Below are 20,570 nucleotides of genomic sequence, written 5' to 3'. Positions count from 1 at the left end.
TGCTCGCACGCATGCCGGCAGGCCGCATACCGCAACCGACACACGCCGAGAGGAGAGGCAGCATGACCGACAAGCGTGGCCGGTCGGTACAGGTCGGCACCGGCCCGGAAACGATCCGCGTCATCAAAGCCGCACTGGCCGATGGGCTGCTGCCCGACACCTACGTCTCGGGTGGCGCGCTGGTGCACATGGAGACCGTCTCCGGTGGCCTGCCGAACGTGGCCGCTGACGAGGACTCGCCGCTGCCGGTGTCCGCGTCCACCCTGGCCCCGGCCGGGTTGGCCGCACTGCTGGCCGAACACGCCTACGTCTACCGGCTCAAGACCCGCAAGGCCGACGGCGGACAGCCGGAGGTCTACGAAGACGAGGTGACCCCACCGAGGGACATCCTCGCCAGCGTCCTGGCGGGGAAGACGTGGCCTAACGTGGCCCCGTTGCGCGGGATCATCGGCGCCCCGGTGCTACGCCGTGACGGGACACTGTTGCAGCAGCCGGGCTACGACCCGGCAACCGGCCTCTACCTCGCCGCCAAAGTCGCCCTACCGCCGGTGCCGGACCAACCCACCGCCGAGCAGGTACGGGCCGCGCGGACGTTCCTACTCGGCCGGTTCCTGCGGGACTTCCCATGGTCCGGCCCGGCGGACCGGGCCAACTACATAGCGTTGTTGGCCACGCCGATCCTGCGGCACTTCACCCGATCCCTGACGCCGTTCGCGCTGATCGACGCGACGATGCCGGCCAGCGGTAAGACGATCCTGACCGCCGGACCCGGCATGCTCTACGGCCAGCGCGTCTTGCCGTGGACCTACTCCGAGGAAGAGTTACGGAAGTCGATCACGTCGGTATTCACCGAACAGGTCGGCTGCGTCATCTTCGACAACGTCGCCGAAGGAACCGTGATCGACTCGGCGATTCTCGCGCAACTGGTCACGACCGGGGTGTGGTCCGACCGGCAGCTAGGCGCGTCCCGGAACCTGGCCACCGTCAACGACCGGCTATGGATGGCCACCGGCAACAACCTCCAGGTCGGCGGGGACATGGCATCCCGAACCGTCCGGGTTCATCTCGACCCGAACATGCCCCGACCCGAGGAACGCGACCAATCCGGGTTCGGCATTCCGCACCTCGACCAGTGGATCACCGTCCCCGCCAACCAGTTGACCGTGTTGTGGCATCTGCTGGTGCTGGTCCTCGACTGGACCCGCCACGGGGCACCCCGGGCCGCCGGGGTGTCGATGCGGCAGTTCACCCCGTGGGCACAGTCGTTGGGCGGGTTCCTCGCCCACCACGAGATCGGCGGGTTCCTGACCAACGTCGCCGAGGTACGCGGGGTCGACCAAGACGAAACGCGCTGGCGCGCGTTCCTGTCCTGCTGGCATGAACGCCACACCGGTCGGCGTATGACCGCCGCCGAGCTACGCCGTGACGCCGAACCCCTGCACCTCGGCAGCGACATGCACGACCCGTGGGACGGCCAGTTCATCACCACCGACTCCGGACGCCTGCCGAACCCGCTGCAACTCGGCAAGCTGCTCACCGGGCAGGCCGGTCGGTGGCGCGGTGACCACGTCCTGCGGGCCGGGAAGAACGAGCGTGGCGACCGGGCCGTGTTCTGGGTCGAGCGACACGACGGGTAGAACCCGCTGGAACATCTCCGCATCTCCGCAACGCCGCACCAAACAGCCATCTACCAGCGGAAACACTCTGCGGAGATGGCCAGAGTCGACAACCAATCAATCTCCGCATCTCCGCAACCTCTGCGGAGATGAACCCCGGTTTGCGGAGATGAACCACCACCACCTCCCAAGATCTCCGCAGACGTTTGCACAGGTCAGCGGCATGTTTGCGGAGATGCGGAGATGCGGAGATGTTTCAGCCCCTCCGACAGGAAACGCACCGGGACCGACCTACCCGACCCGCATCGGTCGACCCACCCGTGCCGGCCCGGATCGATCCGTGACCAACGCTCTGAGAGCGACACAGACGGTTCCGCCCATCGCCTTACACCAACCCGCTACAGATCTTGGCTCTCCGTGGCTCTCAACGGGTTACCCAGAGCTGTTCTGTCGTACCGCCAAACCAACCCTCCACACCAGACCAGCAACGGCCGAAAGGTGCCCACGATGCGAATCAGGCTGCACGGCACCCCGACAGAAACGGCGGCAACCCTCGCCGCACTCGCCCGAGTGCTCGATATCCGCCACCAAAGCAGGCCCTACCCGGACCGGCCACCGTCCACCCTGCACCGGATCTACCTCGATGCCACCCCGAGGGAGGACGCCCACCGATGACCACCCGACCGCAGCGCACCACCCTCACCGGTCAGCTACTTACCCTCGCCGAAGTCCTCGACGAACTCCGCGTACCCCGATCCACCTTCTTTCGCTGGAAGGCCACCGGCCGCGCACCCCGAACCATCAAGTACCCCAACGGCAGCCTCTACGTCCGCCGCCGAGACCTCGATACCTGGCTCAACGATCACGAGGAGGCCGCTTGAGCACCTACGACGTACGAATCCACGCGATTCTGACCAATGGTTTGTCCGATAAAAAGAAGTCGTACACAGTGCGGTGGAAGGCTGCTAACAGGCCCTTTCGGAAGACGTTTGCCACCCGAGCATTGGCCGAGAGCTTCCGGTCGAAGCTGGTTGTGGCCCAGCGTGAAGGAACAGCCTTCGATGAAAAGAACGGGCTACCCGAACCCATGGCCCGCGAACTGAACAGCCGGAATTGGTACGATCTTGCCGTTGCTTTTGTCGACATGAAGTGGTCGCGCGCCGCTGCCACTCAGCGCAAGAGCATAGCCGATGCCCTGACCACTGTCACACTCGCATTGCTCACCACTTCGAGAGGAGCGCCAACCGAAGCAGAGATGCGCCACGCCCTCTACACGTGGATTCTCAACAAGGCGCAACGAGACCGGGACAACGGCGAACCGCCTAACGACCTCGCGGCGACGGTACGATGGATCAAAGCGAACACGCTGCCTCTACCGGAAGTAGCCGATCCGGCAACCGTTCGAAAGACGCTCGATCTACTGACCTGCCGGATCGACGGTAGCCCCGCCGCCGCAAACACAGTGGCAAGAAAGCGTGCAGTCTTGTACGGGGCTCTGAAGTATGCCGTCGAGCTGCGCTATCTCGAATCTCATCCGATGGACTTCGTACAATGGCGAGCACCGAAGAACACCGATCAGGTTGACCGGAAGGTGGTGGTAAACCCCGACCAGGCACGCGCGCTACTCCGGGAGGTACGCAACCGCGATGCGCACTTGGAAGGCTTCTTTGCGTGCATGTACTTTGCTGCCCTACGCCCGTCCGAGGTAATCCACCTACGGGCCGACGAATGCGAGCTACCCGAAGAGGGTTGGGGCTGGCTCCGCCTCAGCGGATCTACTCAGCAGGTAGGCGAGGATTGGAGCGATAGCGGCAAGTCGCTTGAGGATCGTGAACTGAAGCACCGGGCGAAGAAGGCGACGAGGGACGTACCGATCTGCCCGGAACTGGTGAGCATCCTACGTCGCCACCTACGGCAGCATTGTCGAGACGCCACCGGACGGATGTTCAACGCTGCCGGCGCTCGACTGGCCCCGATATCGAAAAGCACGTACCTACGCGCGTGGCGCCAGGCACGAGCGGCGGCCCTGACGCCGGTTCAGCAACGGTCGCCGTTGGCCCACCGGCCGTACGACCTACGCCACGCCGCTGTGTCGCTCTGGCTCAACGCCGGGGTGCCTGCCACACAGGTAGCACAGTGGGCAGGGCACAGCGTGCACGTACTGCTGAAGGTCTACGCGTCGTGCATCGACGGCCAGGATGAGGCCGCACGGAAGCGGATCGAGGGAGCGTTGGGTCCGGAGGAGCCGACCGGGGAGACGCCAAAAGGCGCCGACACGTAAACGACACGACCAGTGAGACGCGCCGGTCCCTGGTGAGACAGAGTGAGACGGACTCACCACCTACAGACATGCCCCCTGACTGGCGTTCGCGCTGGTCAGGGGGCATTTTTGCTGTTCGGGGTGCGGAGGGCGTGGGATTCGAACCCACGAGGACGTTGCCGCCCTACCGGTTTTCAAGACCAGCGCCATCGGCCACTAGGCGAGCCCTCCCGGGGCCGTGGTCGTCGATGGGACAGCGGTCCACGGCCGTGCCTAGTGTGCCATGACCGCCGGCCGGCCCGGCACGCCCGGCACAGACCGGCGGACCCGGACGAGAAGATGCCCCACCGGACAGCGGAACGCGGGGCACGACCCGAACCCCGGCGGGCGGTACCGGACCGGACCCCACGAACGGGTCAGGTGACGGCACCGGGTCGAGGCTTGGGCTGGGGACGAGATCGGGTAAGACTGGACCGGTGAAGGCGATCACGATTCCCGAGCCGGGCGGACCCGAAGCGATGGTCTGGGCCGACGTGCCCGACCCGACCCCCGGGCCGGACGAGGTGACGCTCGACGTACGCGCCGGTGCGGTCAACCGGGCCGACCTGCTGCAACGCCAGGGCCACTATCCACCGCCGCCGGGCGCGTCGCCGTACCCGGGTCTGGAGTGTGCCGGCGTGGTCAGCGCGGTCGGCGCCGAGGTGACCGGCTGGAGCGTCGGCGATCCGGCCTGTGCGCTGCTCAGCGGCGGCGGCTACGCCGAGCGGGTGGCGGTGCCGGCCGGGCAGCTCCTGCCGGTGCCGGACGGCGTCGACCTGGTCGACGCGGCGGCGCTGCCCGAGGTCGCCTGCACGGTCTGGTCCAACGTGGTGCAGCTGGCCCGGCTCGGCATGGGCGAGACGCTGCTGGTGCACGGCGGCGGCAGCGGCATCGGCACCTTCGCGATCCAACTCGGCGCGGCCCTCGGCGCCACGGTGCTGGCCACCGCACGGTCAGCCAAGCACGAGCGGCTGCGCGAGCTGGGCGCGAGTGGTGTGGTCGACTACGCCGAGGAGGACTTCGTCGAGGCGACCAAACGGCTCACCGACGGCCGGGGCGCCGACGTGATCCTGGACATCATGGGCGCCTCCTACCTGGGTCGCAACGTCAAGGCGCTGGCCACCGGCGGCCGGATCGTGGTGATCGGGCTGCAGGGCGGACGCAAGGGGGAACTCGACCTGGCCGCGCTGCTGGCCAAGCGGGGCTCGGTGGCCGCGACCGCGTTGCGCTCCCGGCCCGCCGCCGAGAAGGCCGCGATCGTCCGGGGCGTACGCGAGGAGGTCTGGCCGCTTGTCGAGTCGGGCGCGATCCGCCCCGTGATCCACTCCCGGATGCCGATGTCCGAGGCGGCCGAGGCGCACCGGCTGGTCGAGTCCAGCGACCACGTCGGCAAGGTGCTACTCACGGTCGGCTGAGCCACCCGTCGAGGTCAACCGCTGCACACCACTGGCCGGCGGGCCGGCCAGCATCCGGCGTGGGCCGGGACCCTCGGCGGCCAGCTCGTCGTCCGGGTTGTAGAGGTTGCAGCTGCGCAGCGACAGGCAGCCGCAGCCGATGCAGTTGGTCAGCTTGTCGCGCAGCCGGGTCATCAGCTCGATTCGCTCGTCCAGCCGGTGCCGCCACTTCGCGGAGAGCCGCGCCCAGTCCGCCTTCGTCGGGGTACGCCCCTCCGGCAGCTCGGCCAGCGCCGCTCGGATGTCTTCCAGCGACACCCCGAGCTGCTGTGAGATCCGGATGAACGACACCCGGCGCAGCTCGGTCCGGTCGAAGCGCCGCTGGTTGCCGCCGGTACGCCCGGCCCGGATCAACCCCAGCCGCTCGTAGTAGCGCAGCGCCGACGTCGCCACGCCGGAGCGGGCGGCCAACTCCCCGATGGTAAGCGTCTCCTGCCGCACATCGATCCTCCTCGTCCGAAATCCCGCCTCGTCGGAAAGGTATTGAGTTGAAGTGCGCTTCAACTTGCAGGGTAGCTGCATGACGACCACAGCCACCGCACCGGGGCGCACCCGGCAGACTGCGGCAGCGAGCGGGCTGCCACCCGAACTCGGAGCGCTGCTGCGCCGGCTGACCGGCGACGAGAAACACGCACCCAGCGCACACTCGACCCTGGACGTGCTCTGGGTGCTCTACGACCGGGTCCTCCGGGTCTCCCCGGCGAGCGTCGACGACCCCGACCGGGACCGGTTCCTGCTCTCCAAGGGGCACGGGCCGGCGGCCTACTACGCGGTACTCGCCGCCAAGGGCTTCGTCCCGGAGCACTGGCTCGACGACCTGGCCGGCCCGGAGAGCCGGCTCGGTCACCACCCGGACCGGATGCTGGTCCCGGGGGTCGAGATCGGCACCGGCTCGCTCGGCCACGGCCTCGGGCTGGGCGTCGGCACCGCCCTCGGGCTCCGCGCGCAGGGCGTGGCCGAACCCCGGGTGTACGTCCTGCTCGGCGACGCCGAACTCGACGAGGGATCGAACCACGAGGCGATGGCGTACGCCGGGGCGACCGGGCTGGACCGGCTCACCGCGATCGTCGTCGACAACCATTCTGCGAGTCACGGCTGGCCGGGCGGGATCGCCAGCCGGTTCACCGTGCACGGCTGGACCGCCACCACCGTCGACGGCCGGGACCACGACGCGATCGAGACCGCCCTCGCCGCCGCCCGGCCCCGGCAGCCGCACGTCGTCGTCGCGGTCGTCGACCCGAAGCAGTGACGGCAGGACCAGACCAGTGACGGCAGGACCAGACCAGATCAGTGACGGCAGGACCCGACCAGACCAGTGACGGCAGGACCCGACCACACCGAGGAGTGACCGACAATGCGTGACACCTTCGTCGACACCGCCGTCGCCCTGCTGGACGACGATCCGCGTACGGCGGTCGTGCTCGCCGACATCTCGGCGTCGAGCTTCACCGCCGCCGCGCGGGCCCACCCGGACCGGGTGCTCAACGTCGGCATCCGGGAGCAGTTGATGGTCGGGGTGGCCGGCGGGCTGGCCCTGACCGGGTTGCGCCCGATCGTGCACTCGTACGCCACGTTCACCGTCGACCGGGTCTACGAGCAGCTCAAACTCGACCTCGACCATCAGGGCGTGGGTGCCGTGGTGGTGAGCGTCGGGGCGTCGTACGACGGGGCGAGCATGGGCCGGACGCACATGTCCCCCGGTGACGTGGCCCTGCTGGACACCCTCACCGACTGGACGGTGCACGTTCCCGGGCATCCGGCCGAGGTGCCCGGCCTGCTCCGGGCCGCCGCCCAGCACGACGAGCGGGTCTACCTGCGGCTCTCCAGCCAGGTCAACGAGGCTCCGCTGCCCCGGGCGGGCCGGCTGGCGGTGGTACGCCGTGCAACGGCGACCGCCGCCCTGGTGCTGGCGGTCGGCCCGATGCTCCGCCCGGTGCTGGACGCGGTCGCCGGGCTGGACGTGACCGTCGCGTACACCCACACGCCGCGCCCGTTCGACGTCGCGGGGATACGGGAGCTGGTCGGTACGGCCACCGGGACCGGCACCGCCCCGGCGGTGGTACTCGTCGAGCCGTACCTGGCCGGCACCTCCGCCGCGCTGCTCTCCGCCGCACTGGGTGGGGTACCGCACCGGTCGCTCTCGCTCGGCGTGGGACGCACCGACCTGCGACGCTACGGCGCGCCGGCCGACCACGCCCGGTGGCACGGCCTGGACCCGGCGGGACTACGCCGGTCGATCACCGACTTCCTGACCTGAGCCCGCCGCCCCAGGGTGGGCACCGGTCAGCGGCGGCCGGGGGTGTCCCGGCGGCGGGTGCGCTCCCGGCCCAGGATCCAGAACGCCTCGACCCCGTCCTTCCAGGTGATCTTCTTGCCCTCTTCCCGGTTGCGGGCTCGGTAGCTGATCGGCACCTCGTACGGGCGGATGCGGCGGCGCAGCAGCTTGCCGGTGACCTCCGCCTCCATCCCGAAGCCCCGGGACCGGACGTCGAGCGAGCGGAACAGCGCGACCGGCATCAGCTTGAAGCAGGTCTCCAGGTCGCCGATGTAGGAGTTGAACAGCACGTTGGCGGCGGTGGTGACCGCCTTGTTGCCCATCACGTACCAGAAGCTGTAGGCGCTGTGGCTGCCGAATGTCCGATTTCCGTAGACGACCGTGGCCCGGCCGTCCAGCACCGGCGCCAGCAGCTTCGGGATGTCCTGCGGGTCGTACTCCAGGTCGGCGTCGAGGATCACCATGTACTCGCCCTCGGCGTTCTCCACCGCCGTACGGATCGCCGCACCCTTGCCGGCGTTGCGGGGATGGGTGATCACCCGGACCCGGGTGTCGTCGACCCGGCCGAGAATCTCTCCGGTACCATCACGGCTACCGTCATCGACCACGACGAGTTCGATCTCGCACGGGTAGTCGACCGCCAGGGCCTGCTTGAGGGCGTCCGCAAGGCGTTCTTCCTCGTTGTAGACCGGCATGAGGATCGAGAGCTTCACGGGAATCTCCACGGTGCCGACGACGGATCGGCCCTAGCCTAGCCTGACTACCCACCCGAGCCGTGCCTGGCATCCTGCCGCCGGCTCTTCTTCACGCCGGCCGGTGACCGGGTTCGCACCGCCGCGCCGGTGACCGGACGGCGATTCTCTGCCGCCGCGCCGGTGGGCAGACGGTGGGTTCCTACCGCTGCGCCCGGTGACCGGGCGCTGAGTTCCTACCGCTGCGTCGGTAACCAGACGGTGAAGGCCGCGCCACCCTCCGGGGCGTGGCCGGCCGTGATCGAGCCGCCCAGCCGGCGCACCAGACCGGCGGCGATCGCCAGCCCGAGCCCGCTGCCGACCTTGCGGACGCCCTGGTAGCGCTGGCGCAGCGCGCCGCGTTCGAAGGCCACCGCGAGGTCGTCGTCGGTGAGTCCCGGCCCGGCGTCGCGGACCTGCAACACCCCGCCGGGCGGCTCACCCGGCCCCGCCGGCCGGACCGCGAGCACGATCACCCCGCCCGGCGGTACGACCCGGAGCGCGTTCTCCAGCAGCCCGTCCACGACCTGCCGGATCCGGCCCGGATCGGTGTGCACCGGGGTCGGCCCGGCCGGCGCCTCGACCCGGAGTACGACGCCGAGGGCGGCACACCGGGCACTCCACACCTGTGCGGCGTCGGCGGTCAACTGGTTCAGGTCCACCGGTGCCGGTTCCAGGGCGAAGTCGGCCGCCTCCAGCCGGGCCAGCGACAGCAGGTCCCCGATCAGCCGGTCCAGGTGCTCCGCCTCGGTCAGCATGGTCTGCCCGGCCCGCTGCGCCCCCTCCGGGCCGACCACCCCGTCGGCGAGCGCCTCCGCGTAGCCCCGGATCGCGGTCAGCGGGGTACGCAGCTCGTGCGAGACGGAGAGCAGGAACTCCCGCTGCCGCCCCTCGCTCAGGGCCAGCGCGGCGGCCAGCTCGTTCAGCGCGTACGCCAGGTCGGCGGCCTCCTCCGGCGGTTCCACCGGAAGCCGTACCGCCCGGTCGCCGGAGCGTAGCCGGGCCGCCGCCGTCGCCGCGTGCCGGATCGGCCGGGCGAGTCGACGGGCCAGCAGGGCACCGGCCACCACCCCGGCGGCCAGCCCGGCGAGCAGCGGCAGCCAGAGCAGCCCGGCGACGTCTCCCCAGAGTCCGGTGGTGGGCGGTCGGGCCAGCACGATCCCGTTGCCGCCGGGCAGCCAGCGCCCCTCGACCATCGCCGGGTGGCCGCCGACGGGTCGGCGTCCGGAGAAGTTCCGGCCGCCGGCGATCCGGTCGACCAGTTCGGCGGGCAGGCCGGGCCGGTCGGGGCTGCCGGCCCTGATCAGGTACGCGTCGATGCCCTGGTTGCGCAACTGCCGGACGATCCGCTCCTCGTCGGCGGCCCGTCCCCGGTCCAACCGGTTGCGCAGCGCCTCGGCGGCGAGCCGGGCCTGCGCGGCCAGCGCCTCCTGGGCCTGCCGTTCCGCCGAGCGGGCGGCCAGCGGCACGGCGACGACGGCGGTGACGAGGACCGAGACCAGGGCCACTGCACAACTGACCGCCACCGCGCGGGCCGTCAGGGTACGACCGAACCGGCGCGGCCGCTCCGGTCCGCTCTGTGCTTCGTCAGCCGGCACAGGCGTACCCGACGCCGCGATGGGTCCGGATCACGTCGGCGGCCGGGCCGAGTTTGCCGCGCACCTGGGCGACGTGCACGTCGACGGTGCGGGTGCCGGTGTGCGCGGCGTAGCCCCAGACGCCGGCCAGCAGTTCCTCCCGGGTGAAAACCCGTCCCGGCCGGCCCATCAGGTGCGCCAGCAGGTCGAACTCGGTGGAGGTGAGCTGCACCGGTTCGCCGGCGACGGTGACCTGCCGGCGTACCGGATCGAGGGTGACCGGACCGACCACCCGGGGTTGCTCGGCGGCGTCCGGTGCGCCGCCGGTGCGCCGCAGCACCGCCCGGATCCGGGCCACCAGTTCGCGCGGGCTGAACGGCTTGGTCAGGTAGTCGTCCGCGCCGAGTTCCAGCCCGACGACCCGGTCCACCTCGTCGTCCCGGGCGGTCAGGAAGATCACCGGCGTCCAGTCGCCGGCCGCGCGCAGCCGGCGGCAGACCTCGGTGCCGGACAGGCCCGGCAGGGCGATGTCGAGTACGCAGGCGACCGGGCGCAGCCGCCGGGCCGCGGCCAGCCCGGCGTCGCCGTCGTGTTCCACGTGTACGCCGTAGCCGTCCCGGCCCAGGTAGAGCCGGACCAGGTCGGCGATGGACCGCTCGTCCTCGACCACCAGGACGAGTCCTCGGCTCGGGGCGCTGCCCGGTCGCGCACTGTCGACAGCCACCGGCCAATGATCGCCGATCGCCGGCCGGTTGCCCTCACCGGCAACGTTCGGATCCGGTACGGGTTCCGGATCCGCCCGCCAGTGACGCCACCGGCGACCCGACCTACGGCGTCAGGAGGTGTCGGTGAGTTCCGAGTCGCGGGTCCCGGTGCTACGGCGGGGCTGAGTCAGGGTGCTACGACCGGCCGGCTCAGAGTGCTACGGCGGGACTGAGTCGCGGTGCGCGGCTCGGGGTGGCCAGTCGGGCCGGCGGGGCTGGCGCGACCGTCGGCACCGGACGGTGCCGGCTGTCGAGCAGCGCCGGGCGGCCGACCGGTGCGGCACACTCCGCCACCCGGGACCGGACCGCCAGCTTCGGCCGGAAGACCTGGCTGAACAGGGCGTCGAGCTGCCAGAGCTGACTGGGCCGGTCGGCCCGGATCAGGAACCGCTCGCGTACCCCGTCGACGGCGGTCGCGGCCAGCTCGACCATCGAGGCCCGGGGGTCGGGATTCCAACTGACGTGGTTGAGGTGCCGCAGGTCGGTGTTGAGATGCAGGCGCAGCCGGTGCAGCAGCCGGGTCTGCTCGGTCACCACCAGCCGTCGGGTGGTGAGCAGCAGCAGGCAGCCGTTGCCGGGCTGGTCCGGGCGGGTGCATCGGGTCACCAGGACGGTGACGTCCCCGGCCTGCACGCAGTTGCGCAGGAACGGCAGGTGCCGGCTGACCGTCGGGCTGGCCACGCCGGTCTCGGCGGCGGCCGGTAGGAACGTTCGGCTGAACACATCCACGCATCTTCCAACGACATCCCGCCGTGGATGATGCGGCCGAGGGATGGACGAGAATCAGTTTATAGAAGTTCCACGATGGTCGCGTTGGCCATCCCGCCGCCCTCGCACATCGTCTGGAGGCCGTACCGGACGCCGGCGTCGCGCATGTGGTGCAGCATGGTGGTCATGATCCGGGCGCCGGAACCGCCGAGCGGGTGACCGAGGGCGATCGCGCCGCCCCGGGGGTTGAGCAGGGCCGGGTCGGCCTCGGTCTCGGCCAGCCAGGCGAGCGGCACCGGGGCGAAGGCCTCGTTCACCTCGTACACCCCGATCTCCTCGATGCCGAGCCCGGCCCGGCGCAGCGCCTTCGCGGTGGCCGGGACGGGTGCGGTGAGCATCATCACCGGATCGTCGCCGGTGACCACGGCGGTGTGGATCCGGGCCAGTGGTCGCACCCCCCGCTTCCGGGCCCACTCGGCGGTGGTGACCGCGAGCGCGGCGGCGCCGTCGGAGATCTGCGAGGCGGACCCGGCGGTGACCACCCCGTCGGCCCGGAACGGTGTCTTCAGCCCGGCAAGCCGTTCCAGGCTGGTGTCCCGGCGCACTCCCTCGTCGGCGACGACCTTGGTGCCGTCCGGCAGCACCACCGGGACGGTCTCCGACTCGAAGGCCCCGGCGTCCTGGGCCGCCGCCGCCTTCTCGTGGCTGGCCAGCGCGTACTCGTCGAGCTGCCGCCGGGTCAGCCCCCACCGCTGCGCGATCAGCTCCGCGCCGACGCCCTGGTTGAACGGCACGGGATCGTCGGCGGCGAAGCCCGGGGTACCCCGGTAGCGGTCCCGGACCAGGTCGCCGTAGGGCAGGCCGGTGCCGGGCGTGCCGCCGGCCGGGCCGGGCGCGATGCTGCTGCCCATCGGCACCCGGGTCATCGACTCGACGCCGCCGGCCACCACCAGGTCGGCCTGGCCGGAGGCGACCGCCGCCGCCGCGAAGTGCAGCGCCTGCTGGCTCGACCCGCACTGCCGGTCGAGCGTGGTGCCGGGCACCGACTCCGGCCAGCCGGCCGCGAGTACGGCGTTGCGGCCGACGTTCCAGGCCTGCTCGCCGACCTGGGAGACGCAGCCCCAGACCACGTCGTCCACCTCGGCCGGGTCCAGCCCGGTGCGCTCGGCCAGCGCGGTCAGCACCCGCGCCGAGAGGTCGACCGGGTGCACGCCGGCGAGCACTCCGCCGCGCCGCCCGACCGGGGTACGCACCGCACCGACGATCACCGCGTCCGCCATGTCTACTCCCCAGTAACTTGGCTGGACCTCGATAGTACGCGGTCCCGGGTCGATACCACCCTCGGCAGCGCCAGCGGTGTTCCGCGGGCGGCCCGGGCTCGACGGGCGGCGCTCGGCGGAGCGGTGGCATCCTGGGAGCCGTGGACTCCGAACCGGACACCTCCGCCCGGCAGTGGCGCGTCGACCGGGCGCTGCCGCTCTGCAAGCTCGGCGCCGCCGCCCTCTTCGTCGCACTCGGCGTCGCCTTCGCCGACGGCAGTCCGGTACGCCTCGGCGCCGGGCTCCTGGTCGCGGCCGTCCTGCTCGGCTGGGGCGTACGGGACCTGGTGGCGCCGGTCCGGCTCGCCGTGGACCCCGGCGGGGTCACCGTGATCGAGGGCTTCGCCGGACGGCGACACATCCGGTGGGCGGAGATCGAGCGGATCTCGGTCGACACCCGGGCCCGGCTCGGGCTGTCGACCGAGACGCTGGAGATCGACCGGGGCGCCACGCTGCACCTGTTCAGCCGGTACGACCTCGGGGTCGCGCCGCACGAGGTCGCCCAGGTGCTGCGCGCCGTACGCGCGACCGGCCCGGCCGGCGGCCCTCCGACCCGCTGAGCCGACCCGACCAGCCCCGGGCGGAGTCGGAGCGGCGGGTGGTCAGCCGAGCAGGGCGGCGGTCTGCATCAGGGTCAGGCCGATCAGCACCAGGCCGATCACCGCGCCGCCGCCGAACTGGAAGAGCGTCCGGCGGGCCCGGGGCGCGTAGGCGAGCACCAGGGCCATCGCGGCACCGACCGTCAGCCCGCCCAGGTGGCCGGCGATGGAGATCCCCGGCACGGCGAAGGTGAAGACCAGGTTGACCACCAGGATCGGGATCACCGAGGAGGTGTCCCGACCCAGCCGACGCATGATCACGAAGAGCGCGGCGAAGAGGCCGAAGATCGCCGTGGACGCGCCGACCGTACGCGCCTGCGGCACGCTGAACAGGTACGCCGCGACGTTGCCGCCGACGCCCGCGACCAGATAGAGCGCCAGGAACCGCAGCGGGCCCAGTACCGCCTCCAGGGAGCGACCGAGCACCCAGAGTGCCCAGCTGTTCATCAGCAGGTGCAGCAGCCCGTAGTGCAGGAACATCGCGGTGAAGAGCCGGTAGTACTCGCCGGCCGCGACGCCCTCCTCCTGGCCGAACGGGCCGAACCGGTCCAGCCCGAGCACCGCGCCCCAGTCGGTCAGCGGGGTCGCCCCGCCGAGCAGGCCGCCGAAGCCCGCCCCGGCCACCGCGTCGCCGCCCCGGGCGGTGTAGATGGAGATCAGGATCAACGCCACGTTTATCGCGATGAGCGTCTTGGTGACGTAGCCCCGGCGGCCGGCGGCACCGCCACCGAAGGCGGTACGCGCCGGCCGTTGCCCGCGGCGGCCCTCCGCCACGCACTCCGGGCACTGGTGCCCGACCGAGGCCTCCCGCATGCAGTCCGGGCAGATCGGCCGGTCACACCGGGTGCACCGGACGTAGGTCTCCCGGGACGGGTGGCGGTAGCAGACCGGCGTGGTCGGCGGAGACTCGCTCATCCCGCTCCTCCGCCACGCCCGACCATCTCCGACCTCCGCCCGCTACGAGTCATGCACGCAAAGGTACCCCGGGATAGACGTCAGCCGTCCTTACGCTCGATCTCGACGCGCTCGATGACCACGTCCTGGACCGGCCGGTCCTGCGCCCCGGTCGGGGCGTTGGCGATCGAGTCGACGACCTTCGCCGACTCCTCGTCGGCGACCTGGCCGAAGATGGTGTGCCGGTTGTTCAGGTGCGGGGTCGGGGCCACCGTGATGAAGAACTGCGACCCGTTGGTGCCCGGCCCGGCGTTCGCCATCGCGAGCAGGTACGGCCGGTCGAACCGCAGGTCCGGGTGGAACTCGTCGGCGAAGTTGTAACCCGGGCCACCCCGGCCGGTGCCGGTCGGGTCGCCCATCTGGACCATGAATCCGCTGATCACCCGGTGCGAGATGGTGCCGTCGTAGTACGGCCCGCTGCCCGGCTGGCCGGTGCGCGGGTCGGTGTACTGCCGGGTCCCCTCGGCGAGTTCCACGAAGTTGCGCACGGTCTTGGGGGCGTGGTTCGGAAACAGCTCCAGCCGGATCGGACCGGCGTTGGTGTGCAGGATTGCGTAGGCGGCCTCGGCCACGAGTACTCCTCGATCGACATGCCGCCGGCCGCGAGGTGCCGGCCGGCGGGGCGGTCCGCCGGCCAGGAGGCGCAGGCCGGCGCTGGTAGGTGGTTCTAAGCGGATCCTCCCATGTGCCCGTTCTGGCAGTGCGGGCGCATCCGAGGGTGCAGGATGACGGGGGAACAACACCCAAGGAGGTGGGGACCGGTGTTTGGATTCGGGGGGCGCAGATCCCGCAGGAAGCTCGTCAAGGCCGAACTGGGCGAGAGCCTCGATCACCTGATGCGGGCGGCCACCCACGCGGCGTCCGGGGTCGGGGCCACGGTGGGGCCGCGGGCGTACGCCGCCCGGGCCGTTCTCGCGCCGACGGCGAACAGGGTGCGGACGACGGCGTCGGACGGCTGGGAGTCGGCGGTGACCAGGTTCGCGCCGCTGGCCACGGCTGCCACGGACGGCGCCCGCCAGGCAGGCTCGGTCGCCCGCAGCACGAGGTCGAAGAAGATGAGGGCGATGCGGAAGAAGAACTCGACGATGCGTCGACGCTGGCCGGTGCTGGCCGGGCTGCTGGTCGCGGGGGCGGTGGCCGGTGTCATGGGTGCGGCCGCGATGCGGCGGCGCGGGCAGCGCCCGTGGGACGAGTACGACCCGGCGGCCACCCTGGACGCGGTACGGGACGACGCCGCCACGATCGTGGGCAACTCGGCGGGCGGCCCGACCCGGGGCGGCGACGCCGGACCGAAGTCGATGCCGACGGAGAAGCCGGACCGTACGGCGACGGCCGGCGAGAAGATCACGGCCGGCGAGAAGATCACGGCCGGTCCGATCACCGACGGGACCAGGAAGGCGGGCGGGAAGGGCGGCGACAAGTCCGACGGGCTGCTCGGCACCGCCGCCTCGCGCAACAGCGGCAACTGAAGCGGCGGTCGGTCCGCTCGGGCGGCGTGGGACTCCGGGTCCCACGCCGCCGCCGTGCCCGGCCCCGGAGATCAGAGCCAGCGGTTGCGGCGGAACCAGCGGTACAGGCCGAGCGAGATCACCAGCATCAGCGCGAGTACCACCGGATAGCCGTACTTCCAGCTGGTCTCCGGCATGAAGTCGAAGTTCATCCCGTAGATGCCGGCGATCGCCGTCCAGACCGCCGCGATGGCGGCCCATGCGGCGATCTTGCGCATGTCGTTGTTCTGGTCGACCGTCACCTGGGCAAGCCGGGCCTGGAGGATCGAGTTGAGCAGGTCGTCGTATGAGTTGACCTGCTCGACCGTCCGGGTCAGGTGGTCCTGCACGTCCCGGAAGTACCGCCGGATCTCCTTGGGGATCTCGCGGTTCACCTGGGCGGTCAGGGTCATCATCGGCCGTTGCAGCGGGACGACCGCCCGCTTGAACTCCACGAGTTCCCGCTTCATCTGGTAGATCCGCTGGATCCGGCCGTGCGCCTGCCGGGCGAAGACCTCGCCCTCCAGCAGGTCGAGATCGTCGCCGACCTGGTCGGTGACCTCCAGGTAGATGTCCACCACCCGGTCCATCACCGCGTACGCCACCGCCCACGGCCCCTGCCGGAGGATCTCCTGCCGGGCCTCCAGCTCGGAGCGGACCGGCGCCAGCCGGCAGGCGTCGCCGTGCCGGACGGTAAGCACGAAGTTCGGCCCGATGAAGAGCATCATCTGGCCGGTCTCGATCACGTCGGAGTTCTCGGTCAGCTCGCCGTGCCGGACATACCGGACGGTACGCAGCACCAGGAAGCTGACCTCGCCGAAGCGCTCCAGCTTGGGGCGCTGCTCCGCCTTGACGGCGTCCTCGACGGCCAGCTCGTGCAGCCCGTACGCCTCGGCGATGCCGGCCATCTCCGCCTGGCTCGGCTCGTGCAGGCCGAGCCAGACGAACGCACCGGACTGCTGCCGGGCGGTGGCCAGCGCCTCGGCATAGCCCAGCTGCCCCGGCTGCCGAACGCCGTCGACGTAGAGCCCGCAGTCGACCACGCCCTGCCCGTCCGGGCGGGAGTTCTCGGGGTTCCGCTGCTGCCCCACCTCGGTGCTGAGCATCCGGGTCACCGCCGCGCGGACCGGGGCGGCCCAGGCCCGGGGTCTCGGCCGGCTGTTCCCACTGACCGCCACTCGGTCGGAATCGGTCTGGTCCGGCATCGCCACCGCCCCCTTTCGGCCCGTTCGGGTGCGCGTTGCAGCGTACGCCGCCGGCGCCCGGGGCCCGACATGTCGCTGATCACCCCTGGTCGCACGGCAGGTGCGAAGGTCCGCCTCGGGGGGCGGAAAAGTGGTGCCGGGTGGACCGTCCACGTCGGGGGGTAAGGTGCGGACGGCCCACCCGGCACCGTTGGGGGCGGGGGTTCTGCTCTGGCGCACCAACCACGGCGGAAGCCCGCCGTCCCCGGGGGCCGGGGCGGGGGTCTCGACGCGAGTGGCGCTCGCAGCATTGTGGGCCGGCTACCGGCGCGTAGGAAGCCCCGAATTCGCCGTTGACCACTATTGTCGGATATCTGACAGAAGCCTTACGCCCTACCGCAGTCCTGCTACGGCAGACGCGGTCACTGGCGTACCGCCCGGACCGCGTCGGCGAGCCGGCGGACCCCCTCGTCGATCTGGTCGACGGTCACCCCGGAGTAGGCCAGCCGCAACGCGTGCCGACCCCCCTCGACCAGGAAGTCGCTCCCCTTCACCACCGTGACGCCCCGCTCGGCCGCCGCCGGCGCCAGCGCGTCCACGTGCACGCTCTGCGGCAGCTCGATCCAGAGGAAGTAACCGCCGTTCGGCTCGGTGAACCGGGCGTCCGGGATGTGCTCCCGCAGCGCCGCCGCCAGCCTGGCCGCCCGTTCGCCCAGGGCGGTGCTGACGGTCCGGATCGAGCGCTCCAGGTCGCCGTTGACACAGAACTGGTGGACGATCGCCTGGGCCACCAGGCCGGGCGAGATGTAGAGGTTCGTCGCCTCCTTGGCGATCTGCGCGATCAGCGGGGCGGGCCCGACCAGGTAGCCGACCCGGACCCCCGGGCAGACCGTCTTGGTGAAGCTGGAGGCGTGCACCACGGTGCCCTGCCGGTCCAGCGAGAGCATCGAGGGCAACGGCTCGCCCCGGAACCGGACGTCCGCGTACGGGTCGTCCTCGAAGATCGTGAAGTCGTACTCGGCGGCGAGGTCGAGCAGCGCCTGCCGCTTCTCCAGCGACAGGGTCACCCCGGCCGGGTTCTGGAAGTTGGGGATGATGTGCGCCAGCTTGGGGCGTACCCCGGACTCCAGGAGCTTGCCCAGCTCGTCGGTGTCCACCCCGTCCGGCGCGATGGTGACCGGGTGCAGCTCGCCGCCGAGGTTCTGCAGGTTCAACAGGGTCCGGTCGTAGGTCGGGCGCTCCACCACGACCGCGTCACCGGGGCGCACCAGGTGCTGGAACAGGAACGCGTCGGCCTGCAGCGATCCGTTGGTGACCAGCACCTGGTCGACGTCGACGCCGTGCTTGTCGGCGATCCACTTCCGCAAGGGTGGGTATCCGACGGATGTCCCGTACCCGGTGATGCCGGCCGGGTCGGCGTCGAAGGCGCGCACGGCCGCGGCCTTCAGCCCCTCGACGTCGACGATGTCCAGCGACGGCGCCCCACGGGCGAAGGAGATCAGTTGCTCGACAGTCATGACTACCCAGCGTACGGGCGCCGAAAGCGTCCCGGGCGCAGGCACGACAATGTCCGTATCTTGGGCGGACCCCGCCCGGCCGGCGTCAGATCGAGGCGACCGCCGGAGCGCCCACCCAGACCCGGACGATGTCCCGAACCGAGATCATCCCGACCACCTCGCCGTCGTCCAGCACCACCAGATGCCGGAAGCCGCCCCGGGACATCGCCTCGGCCGCCTCGTGCACGGTCCAGTCCGGCCCGGCGTAGACGGCGTCCCAGGTCAGGTGGGCGGCGGTGCGCTCCACGTCGACGTCGAGACCCGCGCCGACGGCCTTGAGCACGTCGCGTTCGGTGATGATGCCGACGCCCTCCGAGTCGGGGTCGACGACCACCGCGGAGCCGACGCCCCGCCCGGCCATCATCTCGGCGGCCTGCCGGAGAGTGTGCTCGGGACCGACCACCAGGACGTCCCCGGACATCGCTTCACGTACCCGCATCATTCATCACGTCCTCGTCGACGGAGATACCGGTAGGGACAGACTGGACGCCGTACCGCCGGAGTACAAGCCGGTGGTACGGGGGGCGGGACCGGGGTGGCTAGTCTCGACGCGTGTCCACAGAGCCCCTACGCTGCGCCGGAGCCCTGATCGTCGATGACGGGGGCCGGATATTCATCCAGCGGCGGTCCCCGAACCGGAAGCTCTTTCCCAACACCTGGGACATCGTCGGCGGTCACCTCGAACCGGGCGAGACGGTCGAGGAGGCACTGTTCCGCGAGGTCACCGAGGAGACCGGCTGGACCGTCTCGCTGGTGCTCGGCCCCGTCGGGGAATACCGCTACACCCCCGACGACGGCATCGAGCGGATCGAGACCGACTTCCTCGTCCGGGTCGACGGCGACCTCGACCGCCCCCGGCTGGAGGCGGGCAAGCACACCGAGTTCCGGTGGCTCGCCGAGGACGAGGTCGCGATCCTCGACGAGCACCGGGACGTCAACGACGGGCTGATCCGGCGGATCGCGGAGGACGGCTTCCGCGCCCTGCGCCTGATCGGCCTGTGAACGACCCGGTCCCGCTCGCCCCGCACCAGGCCGCCGCGCTGGTCTGGCCGGCCGTCGACCGGGTCTTCCGGGCCGTCCTGGCCACCGCCCGGATCCGGGGCGGCGCCGAGCTGGTGCAGAGGTACGGCGGCCCGGCCGCCACCGGTTTCCTGGTCGACTTCCGGACCAGGCTGGCGGCCCCCGGCGGCACCGTCGACCGCACCGGGCTGGCCGCCCTGTTCCGCTACGGCGACCCGGCTGAGTGCCAGCGGGCACTGGACAAGCAGGTCGCGCACGGCATGCTGCACCGGCTGCCGGACGGCGGAATCCTGGCCACCGAGCGCGGCCGGGCCTTCCTGACCGACCTGTTCGCGCTGCACGCCGAGCTGACCGGCGAGATCTGGGCGGCACATCCCGAACGGGTACGCCGGCTCGCCGCCATCCTCGGCCGGCTGCTCTCGGCCGCACTGGCCGACCCGGCCACCACCGCCGCCCCGGCCCCCGGAGCCGCCCCCGACCAGAGCTACGGCTACGGCCGCCTGCCACCCTTCCCCGGTGGGACCGGGCCGACCGACACCGTAGGTGTCCAGGGGCCGACCGACACCGTAGGTGTCCAGGGACCGACCGACGGGCGGGCGTTCGAGGCGATGGCGCCGCCCCACGAGCCGGACGGCACCCCGCCGGGCGTACTGCTGCTCAACCGGCTCGGCGTGCTGCGCTACCACCGCGCCGACGCGCACGCCGCCGCCTGGCAGGCCGCCGGGCACACCGCCCGGAGCATCGTCGAACTGGCGGCGGGACCGGAACGGCTCGCCATCGAGCTGGAGACGGACCGCCGGGCGGCCGGGCCGTACGCCGTGCTGACCCCGCCGGAGCGGCTCCGCCTGCTCGCCGACCTGGCCGCCCTGCCCGGCTGACCCACCAGGTCCGGTACCGCCCCCGGTGGGTCGTCGCGTCCCCTTCACCCAGGGTCACATCGACCCGGGTTGGCCGACCGTTCGCCGGGAATTCGTACTCCGGACACGCGGCGCTATCCTCCGTGCGTCGGACGTGTCGCGAGGAAGGA

At 71.3% G+C, this 20,570-nt stretch carries 22 protein-coding genes and 1 tRNA gene; 11 read left to right on the top strand and 12 right to left on the bottom strand.

Annotation, left to right across the window (positions count from 1 at the left end; genetic code table 11):
• Positions 1 to 62: 62 nt before the first annotated feature.
• From ACN28A_RS14495 to ACN28A_RS14480, 4 genes are all read left to right on the top strand, one after another.
• Positions 63 to 1,637 carry a hypothetical protein gene (locus tag ACN28A_RS14495; RefSeq protein WP_421395709.1) on the top strand — a complete coding sequence of 525 codons (1,575 nt, stop codon included), beginning with the start codon at positions 63 to 65 and terminating at the stop codon, positions 1,635 to 1,637.
• A gap of 486 nt (positions 1,638 to 2,123) precedes the next feature.
• The gene (locus ACN28A_RS14490; protein ID WP_421395707.1) at positions 2,124 to 2,291 is read left to right on the top strand and encodes a hypothetical protein; all 168 of its coding nucleotides are present in this window, start codon (positions 2,124 to 2,126) and stop codon (positions 2,289 to 2,291) included.
• A complete protein-coding gene (locus tag ACN28A_RS14485; RefSeq protein WP_421395706.1) occupies positions 2,288 to 2,497 on the top strand; it encodes a helix-turn-helix transcriptional regulator in 210 nt (69 codons plus the stop codon). Before ACN28A_RS14490 ends, ACN28A_RS14485 begins: the two co-directional genes overlap by 4 nt.
• Positions 2,494 to 3,897, top strand: coding sequence for a tyrosine-type recombinase/integrase (locus tag ACN28A_RS14480; protein ID WP_421395705.1), 1,404 nt, complete (start codon positions 2,494 to 2,496; stop codon positions 3,895 to 3,897). Before ACN28A_RS14485 ends, ACN28A_RS14480 begins: the two co-directional genes overlap by 4 nt.
• A gap of 123 nt (positions 3,898 to 4,020) precedes the next feature.
• Here ACN28A_RS14480 and ACN28A_RS14475 read toward each other — a convergent pair.
• A tRNA-Ser gene (locus tag ACN28A_RS14475) sits at positions 4,021 to 4,107 on the bottom strand.
• Between the two features lie 245 nt (positions 4,108 to 4,352).
• Between ACN28A_RS14475 and ACN28A_RS14470 the strand changes: the two genes are divergently transcribed.
• Entirely contained in the window at positions 4,353 to 5,330 is a 978-nt protein-coding gene (locus ACN28A_RS14470; RefSeq protein ID WP_421395703.1) for an NAD(P)H-quinone oxidoreductase, read from the top strand.
• Here ACN28A_RS14470 and soxR read toward each other — a convergent pair.
• On the bottom strand, positions 5,313 to 5,810 hold the full coding sequence (soxR, locus tag ACN28A_RS14465) for a redox-sensitive transcriptional activator SoxR (protein WP_421395702.1): 498 nt from the start codon (positions 5,808 to 5,810) through the stop codon (positions 5,313 to 5,315). The genes ACN28A_RS14470 and soxR overlap by 18 nt on opposite strands.
• A 79-nt stretch (positions 5,811 to 5,889) precedes the next feature.
• On the opposite strand from soxR, the gene ACN28A_RS14460 reads away from it, so the two are divergent.
• Both ACN28A_RS14460 and ACN28A_RS14455 read left to right on the top strand, forming a co-directional pair.
• Entirely contained in the window at positions 5,890 to 6,618 is a 729-nt protein-coding gene (locus ACN28A_RS14460; RefSeq protein ID WP_421395701.1) for a transketolase, read from the top strand.
• 105 nt (positions 6,619 to 6,723) lie between these two features.
• The gene (locus ACN28A_RS14455) at positions 6,724 to 7,626 is read left to right on the top strand and encodes a transketolase family protein (protein ID WP_421395699.1); all 903 of its coding nucleotides are present in this window, start codon (positions 6,724 to 6,726) and stop codon (positions 7,624 to 7,626) included.
• 26 nt (positions 7,627 to 7,652) lie between these two features.
• On the opposite strand, the gene ACN28A_RS14450 is transcribed toward ACN28A_RS14455, so the two are convergent.
• The 5 genes from ACN28A_RS14450 to ACN28A_RS14430 all read right to left on the bottom strand — a co-directional run bounded on the left by ACN28A_RS14450 (position 7,653) and on the right by ACN28A_RS14430 (position 12,704).
• Positions 7,653 to 8,357, bottom strand: coding sequence for a glycosyltransferase family 2 protein (locus ACN28A_RS14450; RefSeq protein WP_278065278.1), 705 nt, complete (start codon positions 8,355 to 8,357; stop codon positions 7,653 to 7,655).
• A 215-nt stretch (positions 8,358 to 8,572) separates the two neighbouring features.
• The gene (locus ACN28A_RS14445; RefSeq protein WP_421404382.1) at positions 8,573 to 9,994 is read right to left on the bottom strand and encodes a HAMP domain-containing sensor histidine kinase; all 1,422 of its coding nucleotides are present in this window, start codon (positions 9,992 to 9,994) and stop codon (positions 8,573 to 8,575) included.
• Positions 9,963 to 10,676: a response regulator transcription factor gene (locus tag ACN28A_RS14440; protein WP_421395697.1), complete on the bottom strand. Its 714-nt coding sequence runs from the start codon at positions 10,674 to 10,676 to the stop codon at positions 9,963 to 9,965. Before ACN28A_RS14440 ends, ACN28A_RS14445 begins: the two co-directional genes overlap by 32 nt.
• Positions 10,677 to 10,866: 190 nt before the next feature.
• Positions 10,867 to 11,445, bottom strand: coding sequence for a hypothetical protein (locus ACN28A_RS14435; RefSeq protein WP_421395695.1), 579 nt, complete (start codon positions 11,443 to 11,445; stop codon positions 10,867 to 10,869).
• Positions 11,446 to 11,504: 59 nt separating this feature from the next.
• Positions 11,505 to 12,704: a thiolase family protein gene (locus tag ACN28A_RS14430; RefSeq protein ID WP_421395693.1), complete on the bottom strand. Its 1,200-nt coding sequence runs from the start codon at positions 12,702 to 12,704 to the stop codon at positions 11,505 to 11,507.
• Positions 12,705 to 12,835: 131 nt separating this feature from the next.
• Between ACN28A_RS14430 and ACN28A_RS14425 the strand changes: the two genes are divergently transcribed.
• Positions 12,836 to 13,303 carry a PH domain-containing protein gene (locus ACN28A_RS14425; RefSeq protein ID WP_421404380.1) on the top strand — a complete coding sequence of 156 codons (468 nt, stop codon included), beginning with the start codon at positions 12,836 to 12,838 and terminating at the stop codon, positions 13,301 to 13,303.
• A gap of 42 nt (positions 13,304 to 13,345) precedes the next feature.
• Here the strand turns inward: ACN28A_RS14425 and ACN28A_RS14420 are convergent, their stop codons facing one another.
• On the bottom strand, positions 13,346 to 14,257 hold the full coding sequence (locus ACN28A_RS14420; protein WP_421395691.1) for a rhomboid family intramembrane serine protease: 912 nt from the start codon (positions 14,255 to 14,257) through the stop codon (positions 13,346 to 13,348).
• An 80-nt stretch (positions 14,258 to 14,337) separates the two neighbouring features.
• Positions 14,338 to 14,868 carry a peptidylprolyl isomerase gene (locus tag ACN28A_RS14415; RefSeq protein WP_421395689.1) on the bottom strand — a complete coding sequence of 177 codons (531 nt, stop codon included), beginning with the start codon at positions 14,866 to 14,868 and terminating at the stop codon, positions 14,338 to 14,340.
• A 189-nt stretch (positions 14,869 to 15,057) separates the two neighbouring features.
• On the opposite strand from ACN28A_RS14415, the gene ACN28A_RS14410 reads away from it, so the two are divergent.
• Positions 15,058 to 15,765: a hypothetical protein gene (locus ACN28A_RS14410; RefSeq protein ID WP_421395687.1), complete on the top strand. Its 708-nt coding sequence runs from the start codon at positions 15,058 to 15,060 to the stop codon at positions 15,763 to 15,765.
• 71 nt (positions 15,766 to 15,836) lie between these two features.
• On the opposite strand, the gene corA is transcribed toward ACN28A_RS14410, so the two are convergent.
• From corA to ACN28A_RS14395, 3 genes are all read right to left on the bottom strand, one after another.
• Complete coding sequence (gene corA / locus ACN28A_RS14405) at positions 15,837 to 16,988, bottom strand: magnesium/cobalt transporter CorA (RefSeq protein WP_421395686.1); 1,152 nt, start codon at positions 16,986 to 16,988, stop codon at positions 15,837 to 15,839.
• 401 nt (positions 16,989 to 17,389) lie between these two features.
• A complete protein-coding gene (locus ACN28A_RS14400; protein WP_421395685.1) occupies positions 17,390 to 18,484 on the bottom strand; it encodes a PLP-dependent aminotransferase family protein in 1,095 nt (364 codons plus the stop codon).
• An 85-nt stretch (positions 18,485 to 18,569) separates the two neighbouring features.
• Entirely contained in the window at positions 18,570 to 18,962 is a 393-nt protein-coding gene (locus ACN28A_RS14395; protein ID WP_421404378.1) for a cyclic nucleotide-binding/CBS domain-containing protein, read from the bottom strand.
• A gap of 113 nt (positions 18,963 to 19,075) precedes the next feature.
• Between ACN28A_RS14395 and ACN28A_RS14390 the strand changes: the two genes are divergently transcribed.
• Entirely contained in the window at positions 19,076 to 19,525 is a 450-nt protein-coding gene (locus tag ACN28A_RS14390; protein ID WP_421395683.1) for an NUDIX hydrolase, read from the top strand.
• The gene (locus ACN28A_RS14385; protein WP_421395681.1) at positions 19,522 to 20,421 is read left to right on the top strand and encodes a hypothetical protein; all 900 of its coding nucleotides are present in this window, start codon (positions 19,522 to 19,524) and stop codon (positions 20,419 to 20,421) included. The genes ACN28A_RS14390 and ACN28A_RS14385 overlap by 4 nt, the downstream gene beginning before the upstream one ends.
• The last annotated feature ends 149 nt before the right edge of the window (positions 20,422 to 20,570 follow it).

Origin of the sequence: Plantactinospora sp. WMMB782, assembly GCF_049179135.1 — a bacterium.
Taxonomy (GTDB): domain Bacteria; phylum Actinomycetota; class Actinomycetes; order Mycobacteriales; family Micromonosporaceae; genus Plantactinospora.
Note: the sequence above shows the minus strand (reverse complement) of the source record. Positions and strands in the feature narration are given on the sequence as shown.